Origin of the sequence: Fusobacterium sp. IOR10, assembly GCF_010367435.1 — a bacterium.
Lineage (GTDB): Bacteria > Fusobacteriota > Fusobacteriia > Fusobacteriales > Fusobacteriaceae > Fusobacterium_B.
The window spans coordinates 47,099-63,040 of record NZ_WJWY01000010.1 but is presented as its reverse complement, the minus strand read 5'-3'; the positions used below and the strand labels follow the sequence as shown (position 1 = coordinate 63,040).

Genomic DNA, 15,942 nt, shown 5'->3' with positions numbered 1-15,942 from the left:
CTCATTTTTTTATTAAAATTTGTTGACAGATGAAAATAAGAGGAGTATAATTCAAACGTGCATATGCACAGAATAATTTTTTTGGAGGTGTCTATGCCTGGAATAAAGAAAAAAAGATGTTGTCGAAGTTTGGATAATGAAGTATTTTTTAGACCTGCTGGGATTCCATTTCCACTACTTGAAATAGTAGAACTACAGTTAGATGAATTTGAAGCAATAAGACTTTGTGATTATGAGGGAAAAAGTCAAATAGAAACTGGGGAAATAATGGGGATATCTAGGGGAACTGTTCAAAGACTAATAGGCTCAGGAAGAAAAAAAATAATGGATGCTTTTTTACATTTAAAGGGAATAAGTATAAAAAATATATATGAGGATAGAAATAAGGAGATGAATACAAAGGATGCAAAAACAAATGAGTGAGCTTGATTTAAGAGTGAAGGACAACATGGGGAAAATAAAACATAAAATTGTTGTTATGAGTGGAAAGGGTGGAGTTGGAAAATCTACAGTTTCAACAAATATAGCTTATGGATTAGCATTAAAGGGATATAAAGTTGGAATATTAGATGCTGATCTTCATGGTCCAAATGTAGCATTAATGTTAGGGCAAGAGGGGAAAAAATTACCAACATTTGAACCTATAAGTCTTTTAGATGGGAAATTAAAAGTAATATCTTTAAGCTTTTTCTTAGGGTCATCAGATGATCCTGTAATTTGGAGAGGTCCAGCTAAAATAGGAGCTATTAATCAAATGCTAGGTGACGTAAAATGGGGAGAATTAGATTATTTAGTAGTTGATTTACCACCTGGAACAGGGGATGAACCATTAACAATTGCTCAATCAATAGGAGATGCTGATGGAAGTGTAATAGTTACAACTCCTCAAGATGTTGCAATATTAGATTCTAGAAAATCAGTGAAATTTTCAAAATTAGTAAATTTACCAATTTTAGGTGTAGTTGAAAATATGAGTGGTTTTGTATGTCCTCATTGTGGAGAAAGAATTGACATATTTAAAAATGGTGGTGGAGAAAAAGCAGCTAATGAATTAAGTGTTGGCTTCCTAGGTAAAATTCCAATGAACACAGCAATAGTAAGTGCAGGGGATGATGGGAAACCTTATATTGCAAGTGAAGATAAAAATGCAGCTCATGATGCAATTAACGATATTATTAACAAACTAGTAGAAAAAACACAAAACACAAAATAGAAAATAAGGGGGCAAAGGAATGGCAATAAAAATAGTATTTCCAACAAATGATGAGGTAATGGTAGAGGAACATTTTGGACATTGTGCTAAATTTTGTGCAGTAACAGTTGAAGATGGGAAAGTTATAAATAGAGAAATAATACCAGCTCCAGAACATCAACCAGGAGTATTCCCTAAATTTTTAGGAGAACAAGGAGCAAATGTAATAGTTACTGGAGGAATGGGACAAAGAGCAGTTGATTTATTTCACGCTCAAGATATTCAAGTTTTTTTAGGAGCAACAGGAACAATTGAAAAAAATCTAGAGGAACTAATGAAAGGGGAATTAATTTCCAAGGGAAGTGCTTGTACTCACGAACATGGAGAACATGATCACCAATAATTAAAGGGGGCAATTATGATTATAGCAATAGCATCAGCAGGGGTTAATTTAAGTTCAGAAGTAGCTGAAAGATTTGGAAGAGCAGAATATTTTATAATATATAATACTGAAACAAAAGAGTTTAAAGCAATTAAAAATACATCTAAGGATGATGTTTCAGGAGCTGGACAAAAGGCAATAAAAACACTTTATAATAATAATGTTAAAGAAGCAATAGTTCCAGAATTTGGTCCTAAAGCAAAAGTAGCAGCTAAAGAGTTTGAAATTAAAGGATACTTATATGGAGAATACAAAACTGTAGAAGCAGCTATAAAAGCCTATGAAAGTGGTCTTTTAGAAGAGGGAAAATTAGATGAAAAACCAGGTTTAAGAATGGTGTAATAATTTTAAAATTTAAGCTATCCCAATTGGGATAGCTTAAAACTTAATTAAAAGGAAGGTATTATGAAAATAGCTGTTTTAAGTGGAAAAGGTGGAACAGGGAAAACTACAATTAGTGGAAATTTATTCTACAGTATTCCTAATAGTTCAATAATAGACACAGATGTGGAAGAGCCAAATCAGCATATATTTTTAAAACCATCTATAGAAAAAGAAATGCCAATTTATACTGAATTTCCAGTTGTAGATCAAGAAAAATGTACTCTTTGTGGGAAATGTGAAGAACTTTGTAAATATAGTGCAATTATAGTTGGAAGGAAAAAAGTGGTTATCTTTGACAAAAGTTGTCATGATTGTGGAGGATGTAAAATAGTTTGTAAACCTAGAGCCATTACTTATGAAAAAAGAGAAATTGGAAAAATATACAAAGGGAAAGCTTATGGGAAGATAGTTGAATATGGAAAATTAAATGTTGGGGAATTATCAGGGGTAAAAATTATAAATAAATTAAAAGAAATATCTGATAATGAAGAAACTCTATTTATAGATTGTCCTCCAGGAACTTCATGTTCAACAGTTGCAGCAGTTGAAGATTCTAATTTTGCTATTATTGTAGTTGAACCTACTCCATTTGGTGTAAGTGATATGAAAATGGTAGTTTCAATGTTAAGGGATATGAATAAAAAATTTGCAGTGGTAATAAATAAGGCTGGTTTAGGTGATGATGAAGTATATGACTATTGTGAAGCTGAAGGATTATCAATAATAGGAGAAATTCCATTTGATAGAGAAGTAGCAGAACTATATGCAAAGGGAGAAATGGCTGCAGAAAAATTACCTAAATATAAACTTGAATTTGAAAAAATATTTGATAGATTAAGGAGAATGATATAATGAACATAAATGAAGTAGTAGTTATATCTGGAAAAGGTGGAACAGGGAAAACAACAATAACTGCCTGTTTAGTTCCTTATATTAAAGATATTGTAATTGCAGATTGTGATGTGGATGCTCCAGATTTAGATATATTATTTAATTCTGAAATTGAAAAAATTGAAAATTTTTCAGGGTTGGACAGAGCCCAAGTGGATAGAAGTAAATGTATAAAATGTGGAAAATGTTATGAGGTTTGTAAATTTGGTGCAATAACAAAAAATATTCAGCTTAATAATATAAAATGTGAAGGATGCTCAGTATGTGAAGTAGTTTGCCCTGTTGGAGCAATAAAAATGGTGAAAAATAAAACAGGGGAAGTTTATACTGGAAACACAAAATATGGGAAAATGATTCATGCAAAGCTTATTCCAGGGGAAGAAGCTTCAGGAAAATTAGTAGCTCAAGTTAGGAAGGAAGGAAAGAAATTTGCTAAAGAAAATAATATTAGAAATATTTTAGTAGATGGATCTCCAGGAATAGGATGTAATGTTATTAGCTCTATTATGGGAAGTAATAAAGTAATTATAGTTTGTGAACCTACATACTCAGGAATACATGATTTAAAAAGAGTTTATGAATTAGTATCAAACTATTCTATCAAAGTGTTTATAGTTATTAATAAATTTGATATTTCTTTGGAAATGACAGAAAAAATAGAAGAGTTTGCCAAAGAAAATGAAATTGAAGTAAGTTTAAAGGTACCCTTTGATAAAAGAATAGTACAATCAATTGTGGAGAAAAAAATCCCTTCAATAAAAGAAAAAAAATTATTTGAAAAAATAGGATTTTTTGAATTTGTAAAAAAAATAAAAGAATAAATAAAGGTCCCTAGAAAATTCTAGGGACCTTTTAAATTTTACTTTTTAACTTTCTTCTTAGTAGTTTTTTTCTTAGTGGCTTTCTTTTTAGTGGTTTTTTCCTTAGCTTCAACAATATTTCCATCTTTATCTAGATTTTTAATGTTTTTACATTCAGGATAACCAGTACAAGCTAAATATTTTCCCCATCTACTTCTACCAATTCTAAATGGTTTTCCACATTTTTCACAAACTCCAACTTTTGATAAAATTGCATCTTCTTCATCTTTAATAGCCTTCAGCATGGAATTTAATTTAACCACTCCATTTTCAACTGGAACCTCTTCATTGGCTAAAGCTTTCCTTATTTGAGAAGGAAGAGGAGTTCTAATATTGTCTTCAGAATAATTTTCACTTTCCAAATAACTACCAAATCTACCTAATTTCAATACCATTTTAGAACCAGTTTCAGATAAAACATCAGTTAATTTTCCTTTTTTATCAGCAATTCTTTTCTTTATTATTTCATTTACAATAATTTTTCCATTTTGTATATCTTCTCTTGGTAAATCAATACCTTTTAAAGAGAATTTTTCAGTACATTCTTCATTTTCACAAGCTAAATATCTACCAAATCTACCGTTTTTCATAAGCATAGTCCCATGATTATTAGGGCATTGTACATCTGAAGTTACAATTCTATTTTCTTCTTCTTCAACAATAAGCTTATACTTATCAATATTTTTAGAAAGTTCCTCATAGAAATTTTTTAATATTTCTTGCCAATTTTCATTTCCTTCAGCAACTTTATCAAGATTATTTTCCATTTCAGCAGTAAATTTAACATTCATAATTTGCTTGAAATTATTGTTTAATGTAGTTTCTACTTCATATCCAAGTTCTGTTGGAATAAAACTTTTTCCACTTAAAGAAACATATTCTCTTTTCTTTAAAGTGTCAATAATAGTAGCATATGTGGAAGGTCTTCCTATTCCATCAGCTTCTAATTTTTTAATAAGAGAAGATTCAGTGAGTCTTGTAGGTGGTTTAGTATAATCTTCTTTTATATTTAATTTATTCAATTTTAAGTTATCATTTTCTTCAATATTAGGAAAATCTCCAATAGGAAGAGAATCTTCATCTTTAAAAATTTTATAATAACCATCAAAGGTTATTTTACTAGTAACTCCTCTAAATTTAATATTTTCTTTAGAACAGATAATTTCAAACTGATCATATTTCATAGGAGCTAATTGGGAGATTATAAATCTTTCCCAAATAAGAGTATAAAGTTTCAATTGATTTTTATCTAAATATTTAGATAAAAATTCAGGTGTGTACTCAATATTTGAAGGTCTAATACCCTCATGAGCATCTTGAATATTTTTATCTTTTTTTGTGGCTTTTTTCTTTTCAACTCCCAAGTATTCCTTACCATAATTTTTTATGATAAAATCCTTAGCCATATCACGAGCTTCTTGAGATATTCTAGTGGAATCAGTTCTCATATAAGTAATAAGACCTTTATGATTACCATTAATATTAATACCCTCATATAAATTTTGAGCTAGTTTCATAGTTCTAGAGGCTCCAAAACCTAAATAAGAAGAGGATAACTGTTGCAAAGTACTTGTCTTTAATGGTAAAGGTGGATTTTTAACTTTTTTATTAATTTTAGCTTTCTCCACATTAAATGTACTTTTGTTAAAAGATTTAATCTTTTTAACAACTGATTCGTCTTTAAGTTTATCAATTTTTTTATCATCAACTTTGTATAAATTTAATTTTATATTGTTTTCAAATTCACCATTAACATCCCAGTATTTTTCAGGAACAAATGCTTGTATTGAATTTTCAAGCTCACAAATTAATTTAAGAGCAACTGACTGAACTCTTCCTGCACTTGTGTTAGAGGAAATAGTTTTCCAAAGTAAAGGACTAATTCCGTATCCAACAAGTCTATCAAGAATTCTTCTAGCCTGTTGGGCATTAACTTTATTAATATCAATTTTTTTTGGGTTGTTAATAGCATCTGTAATTGCAGATGCTGTAATCTCATTAAATTCAATTCTATTGTTATCATTAGCATCTAATTTTAAAGTTTGTGCAATATGCCAAGCAATTGCCTCCCCTTCTCTATCTGGGTCAGAAGCAAGATAAACTTTTTCAGATTTCTTAGCAAGGTCTTTTAAAGTACGTGTAACGTCTCCCTTTCCACGAATTGTTGAATATTTAGGAATAAATCCATTTTCAATATCAACCCCCAATTTACTTTTAGGTAAATCTCTAATATGTCCAAAAGAGGCGGTAACTAAAAATTTATCTCCTAATATTTTTTCTATTGTTTTAGCTTTAGCGGGGGATTCCACAATAACTAAATTTTTTTTTGGTGCTTTTTTTCTCGCCATTTTCCCATCCCTTCAAACAAAACTATTTAAATTATATTTATAGTATATATTCTAATTATATTAGAACATACACAAAAAATCAATATTTCTTTAAAATGATTTATTTTTTTCGTCTATATTTACCACCACTAACGCTAGCAATAGCATTTTTTATTTCCATATTTATAAGAAGTGCAAGAATGATACTTGCTTTCATACCAGTGTCTATAATCAATTCATCCAAACTTTTTTCACCAGTGAGATTACTATAAATTATTAATTCTTCCTTTGTTAAATTTAAATCATTATCTTTGTAATTATTTTCCCAATTGAATTCTTTTAGTATATCCTCTCCACAAGAAACAAGTTTAGCTTCAGATTTTTTTATTAAATTATTAGTTCCAATTGAAACAGGAGAATATATGTCTCCTGGAACAGCAAAAATATCTCTTCCTTCTTCAAGGGCAATTGATGCTGTAATCAAACTTCCACCCTTTTCTTTACTTTCAACAACTAAGATTCCCTTGGAAATTCCAACAATAATTCTATTTCTCATGGGAAAATTATACGGTAAAGGTTTGGTACCTAAAGGGAACTCAGATAAAAGAAGACCCTTCTTGCTTATTTCATTCCAATATTTTTTATTTTCATAGGGATAAATTATATCTAAACCAGATCCAACAACAGCAATGGTGTTACCATTTAATTCAAGGGTAGTTTTATGACATATGGCATCAATACCAAGGGCCAGTCCACTAACAGTTGTTACTCCAGAATTTACAAGTTCAGTTGTAAACTTTTCACATGAAATCTTTCCATAGGTTGTAGGTTTTCTAGTTCCCACAATACCAATAATTTTATTTTTTAATAAATTAATATTTCCTTTGTAATATAAAAAAACAGGAGGATGGGAGATATTTTTTAAATAAATAGGATAATTGTCATCCTTAAAGGAAATAACCTTAATATTTTGATTTTTTAAAATTTCCAATTCTTCTTTTAAGTTTAAGCACCTAGAATTATAAATTTTATCAATGTCCTCATCCTTTAAAAAAAAATAAATAGTTAACTGTTCTCTACTAAGTTTAAAAATATCATTGTAGTTTTTAAGTTTCTTCATGAGATGAAGGATATGAGCATCCTTCAAATTAGCTAGTCTTAATCTGTACCAATCCATTTTAACCCTCCTAACTTTAATTTATATAGGATTTTTTTAGAAGTTCTTTCATTAATTTTGAATTTGGATATAAATTTCTTCCTTCATTTAAGATTCCATTAGCTTTTTTAAAATCTTTTCTTAGAATATAAATATTACCAAGTGCTAAATAGGCTTCTTCAGAATTGCTTCTTTTTTTATACTGAGTAAAATCAGAGAGAGCTTCCCTATATTGTCCTAAATTTCTGTAACAAATTCCTCTTCCTAAGTAAGGTTCACTTAAATCAGGTTCCCTATAAATAATTTCTCCATAATAATTTATAGCGTTTGTATAATTTCCTAAAAATTTATTAGTAACAGCTGCTCCAAAAAGATTTTCAACAATATCTGTATTTTTACTAAAAATCATTCTAGCTTTTTCATATTGCTTATTTTTAAAGTATTGGTTTCCAAGTAAATATATTTTTTTAGGATCGTTACTAATACTTTCAAGATATTCTTTAAAAGTTTTATTATAATATTTTAAAAGCACTACAGATTTTTCTCTCACAACTACACTGTTCATAATTTTTTCAATTGAAGCAATTTCTTGTGGTCTGTAATCTGTATTTTCAGTTTTTATTAAAGGAACTACAAATTCTTTTTCTATCCTTGTATCTTCTTCAATATATTTAAATTTAAGAGAATTCTTATCATTAATTATTAATTCTTCCTTTGAATTAGGTTTTTCAATAGGTTTTTCCTTTTTTGTTTTAAATATATCAAAAAAAGAAAAAGCAACTTTTTCTTCTCCCATGGAAGAAGTTCCCGAAGCTATAAAAATTAATAGAATAAATATTTTTTTCATTAAATTTTAATCTCCTTTATAGTACTAATTAATTCCCCTTCATACAATCTAGTTGAAATTTCATCTCCAACTTTCAAAAGATTACATGATTTTAAAATGGTATTTTCATATCTAGTTATAGAATATCCTCTTTTAAGGGTGGTAAGAGGATTTAAATTTATTAAAGTTTCTATTTTTAAATCTAAAGTTTGTTTTTTTCTTTCTAAGTTTAAATGTATAGCTCTATTTAATGCATCTTCTTTTAAAACTAAATTTTCTTTATAGTTGTCTAAATAATTTATAAATTTTTTAATTGTATAATTGTTTTTAAAAGAATTTAAACTATTTTCACAATTAATTAGTTTATTTTTCATTAAATTTTCAAGTTGATTTTTTCTATTGTTTAAAATTTCAAGAACTTCATACTTTGAAGGAATTGCAATTTCAGCACTTTGAGTAGGAGTAGCCGCTCTAACATCTGCAACTAAATCAGTAAGTAAGAAATCAACCTCATGACCAACTGCTGAAATTATAGGCTTAGTACAGTTATAAAAGGCCATAGCAGTTTTTTCTTCATTAAATGACCAAAGATCTTCAATACTTCCTCCACCACGCCCAGCTATAATTAGATCAATTTCAGGGATTTTGTCTAAAGTTTCAATTCCTTTTATAATTTCTTTAACTGATGATTCCCCTTGAACTTTAGCTGGGTAAAAATAAAAATTTAAACCTCCCATTCTTTTTCTAGCTGTAGTGACAATATCGTGGAATCCAGCTCCAATAGGAGAAGTTACAATTCCAATATTTTTAGGAAATCTAGGAAGTGGTTTTTTATGATTAAGTGAAAAATATCCCTTTTCCTCAAAGTCTCTTTTTACTTTTTCTAACTTTTCATAGAGAGATCCCAATTTATTATCCTTTTCTATGTGTCTAACAAGTATTTGAAGATTTCCTCTATTCTCATAGAATCCAACGTCTCCAAAAATTGTAACAGCATCCCCTTCTTTTAAATCATTTGGTATTTTTTTTAACTTATAATTAAAAGCTACACATTTTATTTGTCCCTTCTCGTCCTTTAAGGTGAAGTAAAGATGTCCACTTCTGTAATATGTAACTCCAGACAATTCTCCTTTTAAAAAAAAGTTATGAAAATTTTCATTTTTTTCCACAAAGGATTTTATTAATTTGTTAAATTCACTAACCTTATAAATTCTATCTGTCATATCTCTCCTTTATTTTAAAAGTCCATTAACATTTCTTTTAATTCTAGCATTTTATCTCTTTTTTTAATAGCCTTTTCAAAATCAAATTCCTCTGATAGTATTTTAATTTCTTTTTCTAACTTTTTAATTTCTCTTTCAATTTCTTTTTTAGAGGAATAATTTTTCAAGTTAGAAAATTTATTTAAGTCATTTTCAGAAATTCCATAATCTAAATTTAATATAGTTTTGGAAATTGAATTAACTATATTTGTTGGATTAATATTGTTAAATTTATTATATTCCCTTTGAACATTTCTTCTTCTATTTGTCTCTTCAATAGCTTCTCTCATGGATTTTGTTATTATATCCCCATAAAGTATAGCCTTCCCATTAATATTTCTAGCAGCTCTTCCAATGGTCTGGATAAAGGAACGGCGGCTTCTTAGGAAACCTTCCTTATCAGCTTCCAAGATAGCAACTAAAGATACTTCAGGGATGTCTAAGCCCTCTCTAAGAAGGTTTATTCCAACTAAAACATCGATCTCTCCATTTCTAAGTTCTTTTATTATTTCAATTCTTTCTAAAGTATCAATTTCAGAGTGCATATATTTTACTTTAATTCCAAGGTTAGAATAGTATTCTGTAAGTTCTTCAGAGGTTTTTTTAGTTAAAGTTGTAACTAGAACACGTTGGTTTATTTTTATTCTCAGTGTAATTTCATTTAGTAGGTCATCAATTTGATTGGTAGATTTTCTTACTTCAATTTCAGGATCAATAATTCCAGTTGGTCTTATTAGCTGTTCAGCTATATTTTTTTTAGAAACAGTTGACTCGTACTCTCCAGGAGTAGCAGACACAAAAATAGTTTGGTTGGACAGACTTCTAAACTCATTAAACTTTAGTGGTCTATTATCAAGGGCAGATTTTAATCTAAATCCATTGTCAACTAAATTTGTCTTTCTAGAGAAATCTCCCTTATACATTCCATTTATTTGAGGAATACTAATATGAGATTCATCAATTACAATTAAGAAATCCTTTGGAAAATAATCAATTAATGTATCAGGTCTTGTTCCAGGTTTTTTAAAAGTAAGATATCTAGAATAATTTTCAATTCCTTTACAGTGACCGATTTCTTTAATCATTTCTATATCATAATTTGTTCTTTGTTCAAGTCTTTGGGCTTCTAAAAGTTTCCCTTGATTTTTAAAATCACTAACTTCAATTATTAGATCCTTTTTAATTTCACTAATAATAGAGTCTATTTCACTAGTTTCAGTAACATAGTGATTTGCTGGGGGAATAATAATTCTTTGAATATTTCTTTTAATTTTTTGTCCAGAAAGAGTATCAATTTCAGATATTTCTTCAAGATCATCTCCAAAATATTCCAAACGATATCCTATCTTCATAGATGCTGGATAAACATCAATAACATCCCCTTTTATTCTGAATTTTCCCCTTTCAAAGGAAATATCATTTCGTTCATATCTTAAATTTATTAAGGAACCAATAAGTTTTTTTCTATTATATCCAGTTTTCAAATCCAATGGAATTGTAAGTTTTTTATATTTTTCAGGGGAACCAAGTCCATAAATAGCAGAAACAGAAGCTATAATAATAACATCTTTTCTATTTATAAGTGCAGCAGTGGCAGCATTTTTAAGTCTATCTATTTCATCATTTATAGCAGAATCCTTTTCAATGTATGTATCAGTTGATTTTATATATGCCTCTGGTTGATAGTAATCATAGTAAGAAACAAAATATTCAACTGCATTTTCAGGAAAGAATTTTTTATATTCTTGATATAATTGGGCAGCTAAAGTTTTATTAGGAGCTAGGATCAAGGTTGGTTTTTCAACATTTTTAATTACATTGGCAATTGTAAAAGTTTTACCAGAACCAGTAACCCCTAGCAAAATTTGATCTTGAACTCCATTATTTATATTATTAGTTAATGTTTCAATTGCAGATGGTTGGTCTCCTGTTGGATAAAAATTAGACTTTAACTTAAACATAGGTTCACCTCAAATAAAATTATAATTTAAAAAAAGCCAATCTATTGATTGGCAATAAGTTTAATTTATTCTTCTTCAATATTTTCAATAATTTTTAAAACTTTTTTGCTATGATATTCTTCTGCAATATCCTTAGGGATTTCATTGAAATTATTTTCTTGATACAAATCAGCACCATATTTTAAAAGTAATTCAAAAATTTCATCTGAATCTAGTCTAGCAGCCATATGTAAAGGTGTATCTTCCTCTTTGTTTTCAATGTTTGGATCAGCTCCATGATAAAGTAAAACTTCAACAAAGTTAATCTTTTTTTCTAAAACAGCAAAGTGAAGTATAGTATTTCCTTTTCGGTCTGTTTCTTCAATAGTGGAAATACTGAGATTCTCCTCAAAATTTTCTAAATCATTATTTTCTAAAAACGTTAACAACTCCATTATTTATTACTCCTAGTTATATTAAAAATTATTTTTATATTTTATAGTATCTATTATACTATAAAAATTATTAAATTCAAGTGTTAATAAGCTTTTTCTTCTAAAAAAAGTGGTGGAAGAAATTTCAGAATACATTTTTTGCCCTTTGAAGCCTGAATTAAAACTAAGTTAGAATCACTAGATTTATTAAAATATACAAATTTAACTGCTGAAATTGAAAGTCCAATATTTTCAAATTCCTTGGCAATTTCTAAAAATCTAAAACTTCGATGAACTAAAAATATCTCCCCCCTAGGTTTTAATAATCTTTTACAATTTATTGCTAAAGAATGTAAATCCAAAGAAATTTCATGTCTAGAAATCTGTTTGTTTTTATTAGAAGATATTTTTTTCCCATCTAAAGTCATATATGGTGGATTTGAAATGATATAATCAAAGGAGTTACCTTCTTTAAAGTCATTTACATCTCCTAAAATAACTCTCACTTTATTTTCAAGATGATTTTCCTTTAAATTTTTTTCAAGTAACTCAAAGGAATCCTCTTGAATTTCTATACCAGTTATATTTTCCATTTTCTTTTTTTTAGCCAAAAGAATTGGAATTATACCAGACCCACTTCCAATATCTAAAATTTTCTTAGTGGGATTTCCTTTGAAAAAGTCAACTAAAATAATAGGATCAACAGAAAATCTAAATCCATTTGTAAGCTGATAGATTTTAGTTTCATCTTGAAAGATAGTTAAGTCTATGTTTTCCATAATTATTCCTTTTCAAGTAAGTTTAAATGTTTAACATCATGTTGAGTAGGATTTTCATTTTTAATTTTTTTAGTTTCCTTTTTGTTAAACTTAACTTCTTGAATGCTAAATTTAGTAATTCCTTGGTTAGGAACATCAACATATAAAAATTCATTTAGAGGATTTATACTTATAACTTTTCCATCACCTTTAGCAGTTTTAACATATTGATTAACAGCTGGGAAGTTTTTAAGAGCTGCTTCATATTGAGAATACTCATAATTTATACAACATAAAAGTCTTCCACAAACTCCAGATATTTTAGCAGGATTAATAACTAGTCCTTGATCTCTTGCCATTTTAATAGATACAGAACTAAATTTATTTATAAATGTTCTACAACATAATTCTTTACCACAAACACCAATATCTCCAAGTATTCTAGCTTCATCTCTAACACCAATTTGTCTAAGTTCAATTCTAAGTTTGAAAATATTAGCAAGGTCTTTTACAAGATCTCTAAAGTCGATTCTTCCTTCTGCAGTAAAATAAAAAATAAGTTTTGTTTTATCAAAAGTAAATTCAGCATTAATAAGTTTCATAGGAAGTTCATGTTTTTTTATTTTTTCTTTTCCAATTTCATATGCTTTTTTAGCTTCTTCCTTTAAGGCATAATATTTTTCAATTTCTTTGTCACTTGCTTTTTTCAAAACAGGTTTTAAAGGTAGAACTAAATGTTTTTCAGAAAGGATCATAGGGGCAATATAAACTGTCCCAATCTCTTGACCTCTAATGGTATCTACAATTACTTTGTCTCCCTTTTTATAAGTTTCCTTGTCATCTACAACTTGAAAATAATATCTTTTTTTTGTAATTTCAAATATTATTCCTAAAACATTAAAAAACTTTTCCTCTTGTTTTTCTTTTTTAATTTCTTCCTTGGGAGTTGTATCCACTTTAACATTGTGTGTTTCAACATTAGCCTTTGATTTTTTGTTCGATTTTTTATTTATATTTTTATCAAGATTTACATGATTAGTTTTTTTCTCATTTATATTGTTCATTGGTCCTCCAATTTATATAATTCCTTCTTCTAGAAAACTAAAATAAGAATTTTTTCCTATTATAATATGGTCTATTATATTAACATCTACCATTTTAAAAAAATTTTCCATGGAACTTGTAAGCTCAATATCTTTTCTAGATGGATAAGTATTTCCAGAAGGGTGATTATGGGCAAGCACTATGGAACGTGCATTGTGATAAAGAACTCTTTCTAGTATTTTTCTTGGGTAAATAGCACTTTTATCAATGGTTCCTATAAATAATGTTTCAAAACTTATTATATTATTAGAAGTATCTAAAAATAAAACTTTAAAAGATTCATTTTTAGAAAATCCAATATTATTTTTCAAATAATTAATAAGTTGTTTTTTTGTTTTTATTTGTATATTATCATTAGATTCTAATTCTAATTTTAAATTTTCTTTTTTTATTTTATCTTCAAAAGAGTAAAGGGATAAATCTCCTAACAAATTCAAATAAATAGCGATTCTTTCAGTAATATTGTTGAATTTACAAAGGGATTTTATATCAGCCTTTAAAACTCCTTCCAGTGTGCCAAAATGACTTAAAAGATTTTTAGATATATCCTTAGTGTCCTTTTGAGGTATAACAAAGGTTAGTATTAATTCTAAGATTTCATAATCAAAAAATCCTTTATATCCAGAGGAAAGATATCTTTGTCTCAATCTTTCCCTATGACCTAAATAATTTTTATCTTTCACCATAGAACATCAAACTCCTATTTTTTAAAAAGTTTATATATTTCATCAGGGGTCTTCATTGTTTTGTAAATGTCTAAAGCACATTTCATCATTGGATGTGCTAAAACTGCTCCAGTTCCTTCTCCTAATCTCATATTCATAAATAAAAAAGGTTTAAGATTTAATTCTTCTATTATTAATTTCATTCCAGGTTCTTCACTTAAATGAGTTATAAGAATATAATTTTTAATTAAAGGGTTTAATCTACAGGCTACAAGTGCAGCAATTCCAGATATAAATCCATCAACAAGCATTATTTTTTTGCATTTAGCTGCTCCAATATATAGTCCAACTAAAAAAGCAATATCCAATCCCCCTACACAAGCCATTATTTCCAAAGGATCCAATTGAAATGTATTATATTTTATACAACTTTCAAAAATAATTTTCTTTTTTATACAAAGTTTTTCATCTGAAAGTCCTCCACCTTTTCCCACAGCACTTTCAATACTACATTTAGTAAGAGAATAAAGAATAGCTGAAGAAGTAGTGGTGTTTCCAATACCCATTTCTCCATTTGAAAATATATCATATTTATTTTCAAGACCTTCCATCATAATTATACCATTTTCAATAGTTTCAATTACTTGTTCTTTTGTCATAGCTTCTTTTTTATGAAAGTTGTTAGTACCCTTTAAATTTTTAAAATCATAGAAATTTCTAGAGTAGATATCTAAATTTTCACAGATACCAACATCTGCTAGTTTAAAATCAACATTTAAATTATTACACATGATACTTATAGCAGCACAATCATTTAGCATTGATTTTGAAACTAAAGAAGTATATTCTTTAGGACAAGAGGAAATCCCTTCCTCTACAACTCCATTATCTGCAGCAGCTACAATATGACAAGGTGTTAAATGAATTTTATCAAATCTATTTTCAAAAATCCCAGCAAGTTGTTTTAAAATATCTTCTAATTTCCCTAAACTTCCAATAGGTTTCATTTTCGAATTTAGTACTTTTTCGCATAAGTCTATAGAATTTTTATTTAAAGGAGTTATTTCCTTTAAACTTTCTTCAAATCTTTTCATAAATTAATTCCATCCTCCAATATTAAATCCTGCTAAAATCGGGAAATTATCCTTGGTAAATTCAATAATTACAATACCGCAGTTATCAATTTTAAATTTCCAATAAGCATTTAAATTGTAGGAAAAATAATAGCTTAAAATTGTACATATTACACCCCAGTGAGTAACTATTAAATAATTTAAATCTTTATCTAAAGAGTTTATAAACTGGACAGACCTTTTTTGTAATTCACAAGGACTTTCTCCTGTTTTAAAGTTATAATTTTTCCAATTTTTAGTAGCTTCTTTAAGTTCATAGAGATATTTATGTGAAATTTCTTCATAGGATAATCCTTCAAAAATTCCAAAATTAAGTTCCTTGATTTTATCAGAAAATTCAATATCCAGCTTCTTATAATTTAAAATTGTTGCTGTTTCATAGGCTCTCTTTAAAGGGCTTGAAAAAATTTTATCATAAGAAATATTTTTAATTATATTATAAGCTTTTTCAGCTTGTTTTATACCAGTTTCATTTAATGTGGGGTCAAGAATTCCATGATAAAGATTATCTCTATTCATGTTAGTTTCCCCATGTCTAACTAAAATAATTTTTCCCATAAAGTCTCCT

Annotated in this window: 17 protein-coding genes; 6 read left to right on the top strand and 11 right to left on the bottom strand. The window is 27.9% G+C overall.

What is annotated here, in order from left to right; genetic code table 11:
* Window positions 1-93: 93 nt before the first annotated feature.
* The 6 genes from GIL12_RS04330 (at window position 94) to GIL12_RS04305 (ending at window position 3,730) form a co-directional block, all read left to right on the top strand.
* Window positions 94-423 carry a DUF134 domain-containing protein gene (locus tag GIL12_RS04330; RefSeq protein ID WP_163469133.1) on the top strand — a complete coding sequence of 110 codons (330 nt, stop codon included), beginning with the start codon at window positions 94-96 and terminating at the stop codon, window positions 421-423.
* Complete coding sequence (locus GIL12_RS04325; protein WP_163469132.1) at window positions 404-1,213, top strand: Mrp/NBP35 family ATP-binding protein; 810 nt, start codon at window positions 404-406, stop codon at window positions 1,211-1,213. Before GIL12_RS04330 ends, GIL12_RS04325 begins: the two co-directional genes overlap by 20 nt.
* 19 nt (window positions 1,214-1,232) lie before the next feature.
* Window positions 1,233-1,595 carry a NifB/NifX family molybdenum-iron cluster-binding protein gene (locus GIL12_RS04320; RefSeq protein WP_163469131.1) on the top strand — a complete coding sequence of 121 codons (363 nt, stop codon included), beginning with the start codon at window positions 1,233-1,235 and terminating at the stop codon, window positions 1,593-1,595.
* A gap of 15 nt (window positions 1,596-1,610) precedes the next feature.
* Window positions 1,611-1,976: a NifB/NifX family molybdenum-iron cluster-binding protein gene (locus tag GIL12_RS04315; protein WP_163469130.1), complete on the top strand. Its 366-nt coding sequence runs from the start codon at window positions 1,611-1,613 to the stop codon at window positions 1,974-1,976.
* A 63-nt stretch (window positions 1,977-2,039) separates the two neighbouring features.
* Window positions 2,040-2,870, top strand: a complete 831-nt coding sequence (locus tag GIL12_RS04310) for a 4Fe-4S binding protein (RefSeq protein WP_163469129.1) — start codon at window positions 2,040-2,042, stop codon at window positions 2,868-2,870.
* Window positions 2,870-3,730 (top strand): ATP-binding protein, encoded by an 861-nt coding sequence (locus tag GIL12_RS04305; RefSeq protein WP_163469128.1) that lies wholly within the window; start codon window positions 2,870-2,872, stop codon window positions 3,728-3,730. The genes GIL12_RS04310 and GIL12_RS04305 overlap by 1 nt, the downstream gene beginning before the upstream one ends.
* A 38-nt stretch (window positions 3,731-3,768) precedes the next feature.
* On the opposite strand, the gene topA is transcribed toward GIL12_RS04305, so the two are convergent.
* The 11 genes from topA to GIL12_RS04250 form a co-directional block, all read right to left on the bottom strand.
* On the bottom strand, window positions 3,769-6,117 hold the full coding sequence (gene topA, locus GIL12_RS04300; RefSeq protein ID WP_163469127.1) for a type I DNA topoisomerase: 2,349 nt from the start codon (window positions 6,115-6,117) through the stop codon (window positions 3,769-3,771).
* A gap of 100 nt (window positions 6,118-6,217) precedes the next feature.
* A complete protein-coding gene (dprA, locus tag GIL12_RS04295; RefSeq protein ID WP_163469126.1) occupies window positions 6,218-7,273 on the bottom strand; it encodes a DNA-processing protein DprA in 1,056 nt (351 codons plus the stop codon).
* 16 nt (window positions 7,274-7,289) lie between these two features.
* Window positions 7,290-8,099 carry a tetratricopeptide repeat protein gene (locus GIL12_RS04290; protein ID WP_163469125.1) on the bottom strand — a complete coding sequence of 270 codons (810 nt, stop codon included), beginning with the start codon at window positions 8,097-8,099 and terminating at the stop codon, window positions 7,290-7,292.
* Window positions 8,099-9,301 (bottom strand): exodeoxyribonuclease VII large subunit, encoded by a 1,203-nt coding sequence (gene xseA, locus GIL12_RS04285; RefSeq protein ID WP_163469124.1) that lies wholly within the window; start codon window positions 9,299-9,301, stop codon window positions 8,099-8,101. Before xseA ends, GIL12_RS04290 begins: the two co-directional genes overlap by 1 nt.
* A gap of 14 nt (window positions 9,302-9,315) precedes the next feature.
* Entirely contained in the window at window positions 9,316-11,301 is a 1,986-nt protein-coding gene (gene uvrB, locus GIL12_RS04280) for an excinuclease ABC subunit UvrB (RefSeq protein WP_163469123.1), read from the bottom strand.
* Between the two features lie 65 nt (window positions 11,302-11,366).
* Window positions 11,367-11,735: an ankyrin repeat domain-containing protein gene (locus GIL12_RS04275; protein ID WP_163469122.1), complete on the bottom strand. Its 369-nt coding sequence runs from the start codon at window positions 11,733-11,735 to the stop codon at window positions 11,367-11,369.
* Between the two features lie 83 nt (window positions 11,736-11,818).
* Window positions 11,819-12,493 carry a tRNA1(Val) (adenine(37)-N6)-methyltransferase gene (locus tag GIL12_RS04270; protein WP_239056062.1) on the bottom strand — a complete coding sequence of 225 codons (675 nt, stop codon included), beginning with the start codon at window positions 12,491-12,493 and terminating at the stop codon, window positions 11,819-11,821.
* Window positions 12,494-12,495: 2 nt separating this feature from the next.
* On the bottom strand, window positions 12,496-13,536 hold the full coding sequence (locus tag GIL12_RS04265) for a stage 0 sporulation family protein (RefSeq protein ID WP_163469121.1): 1,041 nt from the start codon (window positions 13,534-13,536) through the stop codon (window positions 12,496-12,498).
* Between the two features lie 12 nt (window positions 13,537-13,548).
* Window positions 13,549-14,262 carry a DNA repair protein RadC gene (radC, locus tag GIL12_RS04260; protein WP_163469120.1) on the bottom strand — a complete coding sequence of 238 codons (714 nt, stop codon included), beginning with the start codon at window positions 14,260-14,262 and terminating at the stop codon, window positions 13,549-13,551.
* Window positions 14,263-14,276: 14 nt separating this feature from the next.
* A complete protein-coding gene (cobT, locus tag GIL12_RS04255; RefSeq protein WP_163469119.1) occupies window positions 14,277-15,335 on the bottom strand; it encodes a nicotinate-nucleotide--dimethylbenzimidazole phosphoribosyltransferase in 1,059 nt (352 codons plus the stop codon).
* Between the two features lie 3 nt (window positions 15,336-15,338).
* On the bottom strand, window positions 15,339-15,932 hold the full coding sequence (locus GIL12_RS04250) for a histidine phosphatase family protein (RefSeq protein ID WP_163469118.1): 594 nt from the start codon (window positions 15,930-15,932) through the stop codon (window positions 15,339-15,341).
* Window positions 15,933-15,942 lie beyond the last annotated feature (10 nt).

What these genes read in the sequence shown, in the direction of transcription:
- GIL12_RS04330 (WP_163469133.1), top strand. Translation starts at nt 94, where the DNA reads ATGCCTGGAATAAAGAAAAAAAGATGTTGTCGAAGTTTGGATAATGAA.
- GIL12_RS04325 (WP_163469132.1), top strand. Translation starts at nt 404, where the DNA reads ATGCAAAAACAAATGAGTGAGCTTGATTTAAGAGTGAAGGACAACATG.
- GIL12_RS04320 (WP_163469131.1), top strand. Translation starts at nt 1,233, where the DNA reads ATGGCAATAAAAATAGTATTTCCAACAAATGATGAGGTAATGGTAGAG.
- GIL12_RS04315 (WP_163469130.1), top strand. Translation starts at nt 1,611, where the DNA reads ATGATTATAGCAATAGCATCAGCAGGGGTTAATTTAAGTTCAGAAGTA.
- GIL12_RS04310 (WP_163469129.1), top strand. Translation starts at nt 2,040, where the DNA reads ATGAAAATAGCTGTTTTAAGTGGAAAAGGTGGAACAGGGAAAACTACA.
- GIL12_RS04305 (WP_163469128.1), top strand. Translation starts at nt 2,870, where the DNA reads ATGAACATAAATGAAGTAGTAGTTATATCTGGAAAAGGTGGAACAGGG.
- topA (WP_163469127.1), bottom strand. Translation starts at nt 6,117, where the DNA reads ATGGCGAGAAAAAAAGCACCAAAAAAAAATTTAGTTATTGTGGAATCC.
- dprA (WP_163469126.1), bottom strand. Translation starts at nt 7,273, where the DNA reads ATGGATTGGTACAGATTAAGACTAGCTAATTTGAAGGATGCTCATATC.
- GIL12_RS04290 (WP_163469125.1), bottom strand. Translation starts at nt 8,099, where the DNA reads ATGAAAAAAATATTTATTCTATTAATTTTTATAGCTTCGGGAACTTCT.
- xseA (WP_163469124.1), bottom strand. Translation starts at nt 9,301, where the DNA reads ATGACAGATAGAATTTATAAGGTTAGTGAATTTAACAAATTAATAAAA.
- uvrB (WP_163469123.1), bottom strand. Translation starts at nt 11,301, where the DNA reads ATGTTTAAGTTAAAGTCTAATTTTTATCCAACAGGAGACCAACCATCT.
- GIL12_RS04275 (WP_163469122.1), bottom strand. Translation starts at nt 11,735, where the DNA reads ATGGAGTTGTTAACGTTTTTAGAAAATAATGATTTAGAAAATTTTGAG.
- GIL12_RS04270 (WP_239056062.1), bottom strand. Translation starts at nt 12,493, where the DNA reads ATGGAAAACATAGACTTAACTATCTTTCAAGATGAAACTAAAATCTAT.
- GIL12_RS04265 (WP_163469121.1), bottom strand. Translation starts at nt 13,536, where the DNA reads ATGAACAATATAAATGAGAAAAAAACTAATCATGTAAATCTTGATAAA.
- radC (WP_163469120.1), bottom strand. Translation starts at nt 14,262, where the DNA reads ATGGTGAAAGATAAAAATTATTTAGGTCATAGGGAAAGATTGAGACAA.
- cobT (WP_163469119.1), bottom strand. Translation starts at nt 15,335, where the DNA reads ATGAAAAGATTTGAAGAAAGTTTAAAGGAAATAACTCCTTTAAATAAA.
- GIL12_RS04250 (WP_163469118.1), bottom strand. Translation starts at nt 15,932, where the DNA reads ATGGGAAAAATTATTTTAGTTAGACATGGGGAAACTAACATGAATAGA.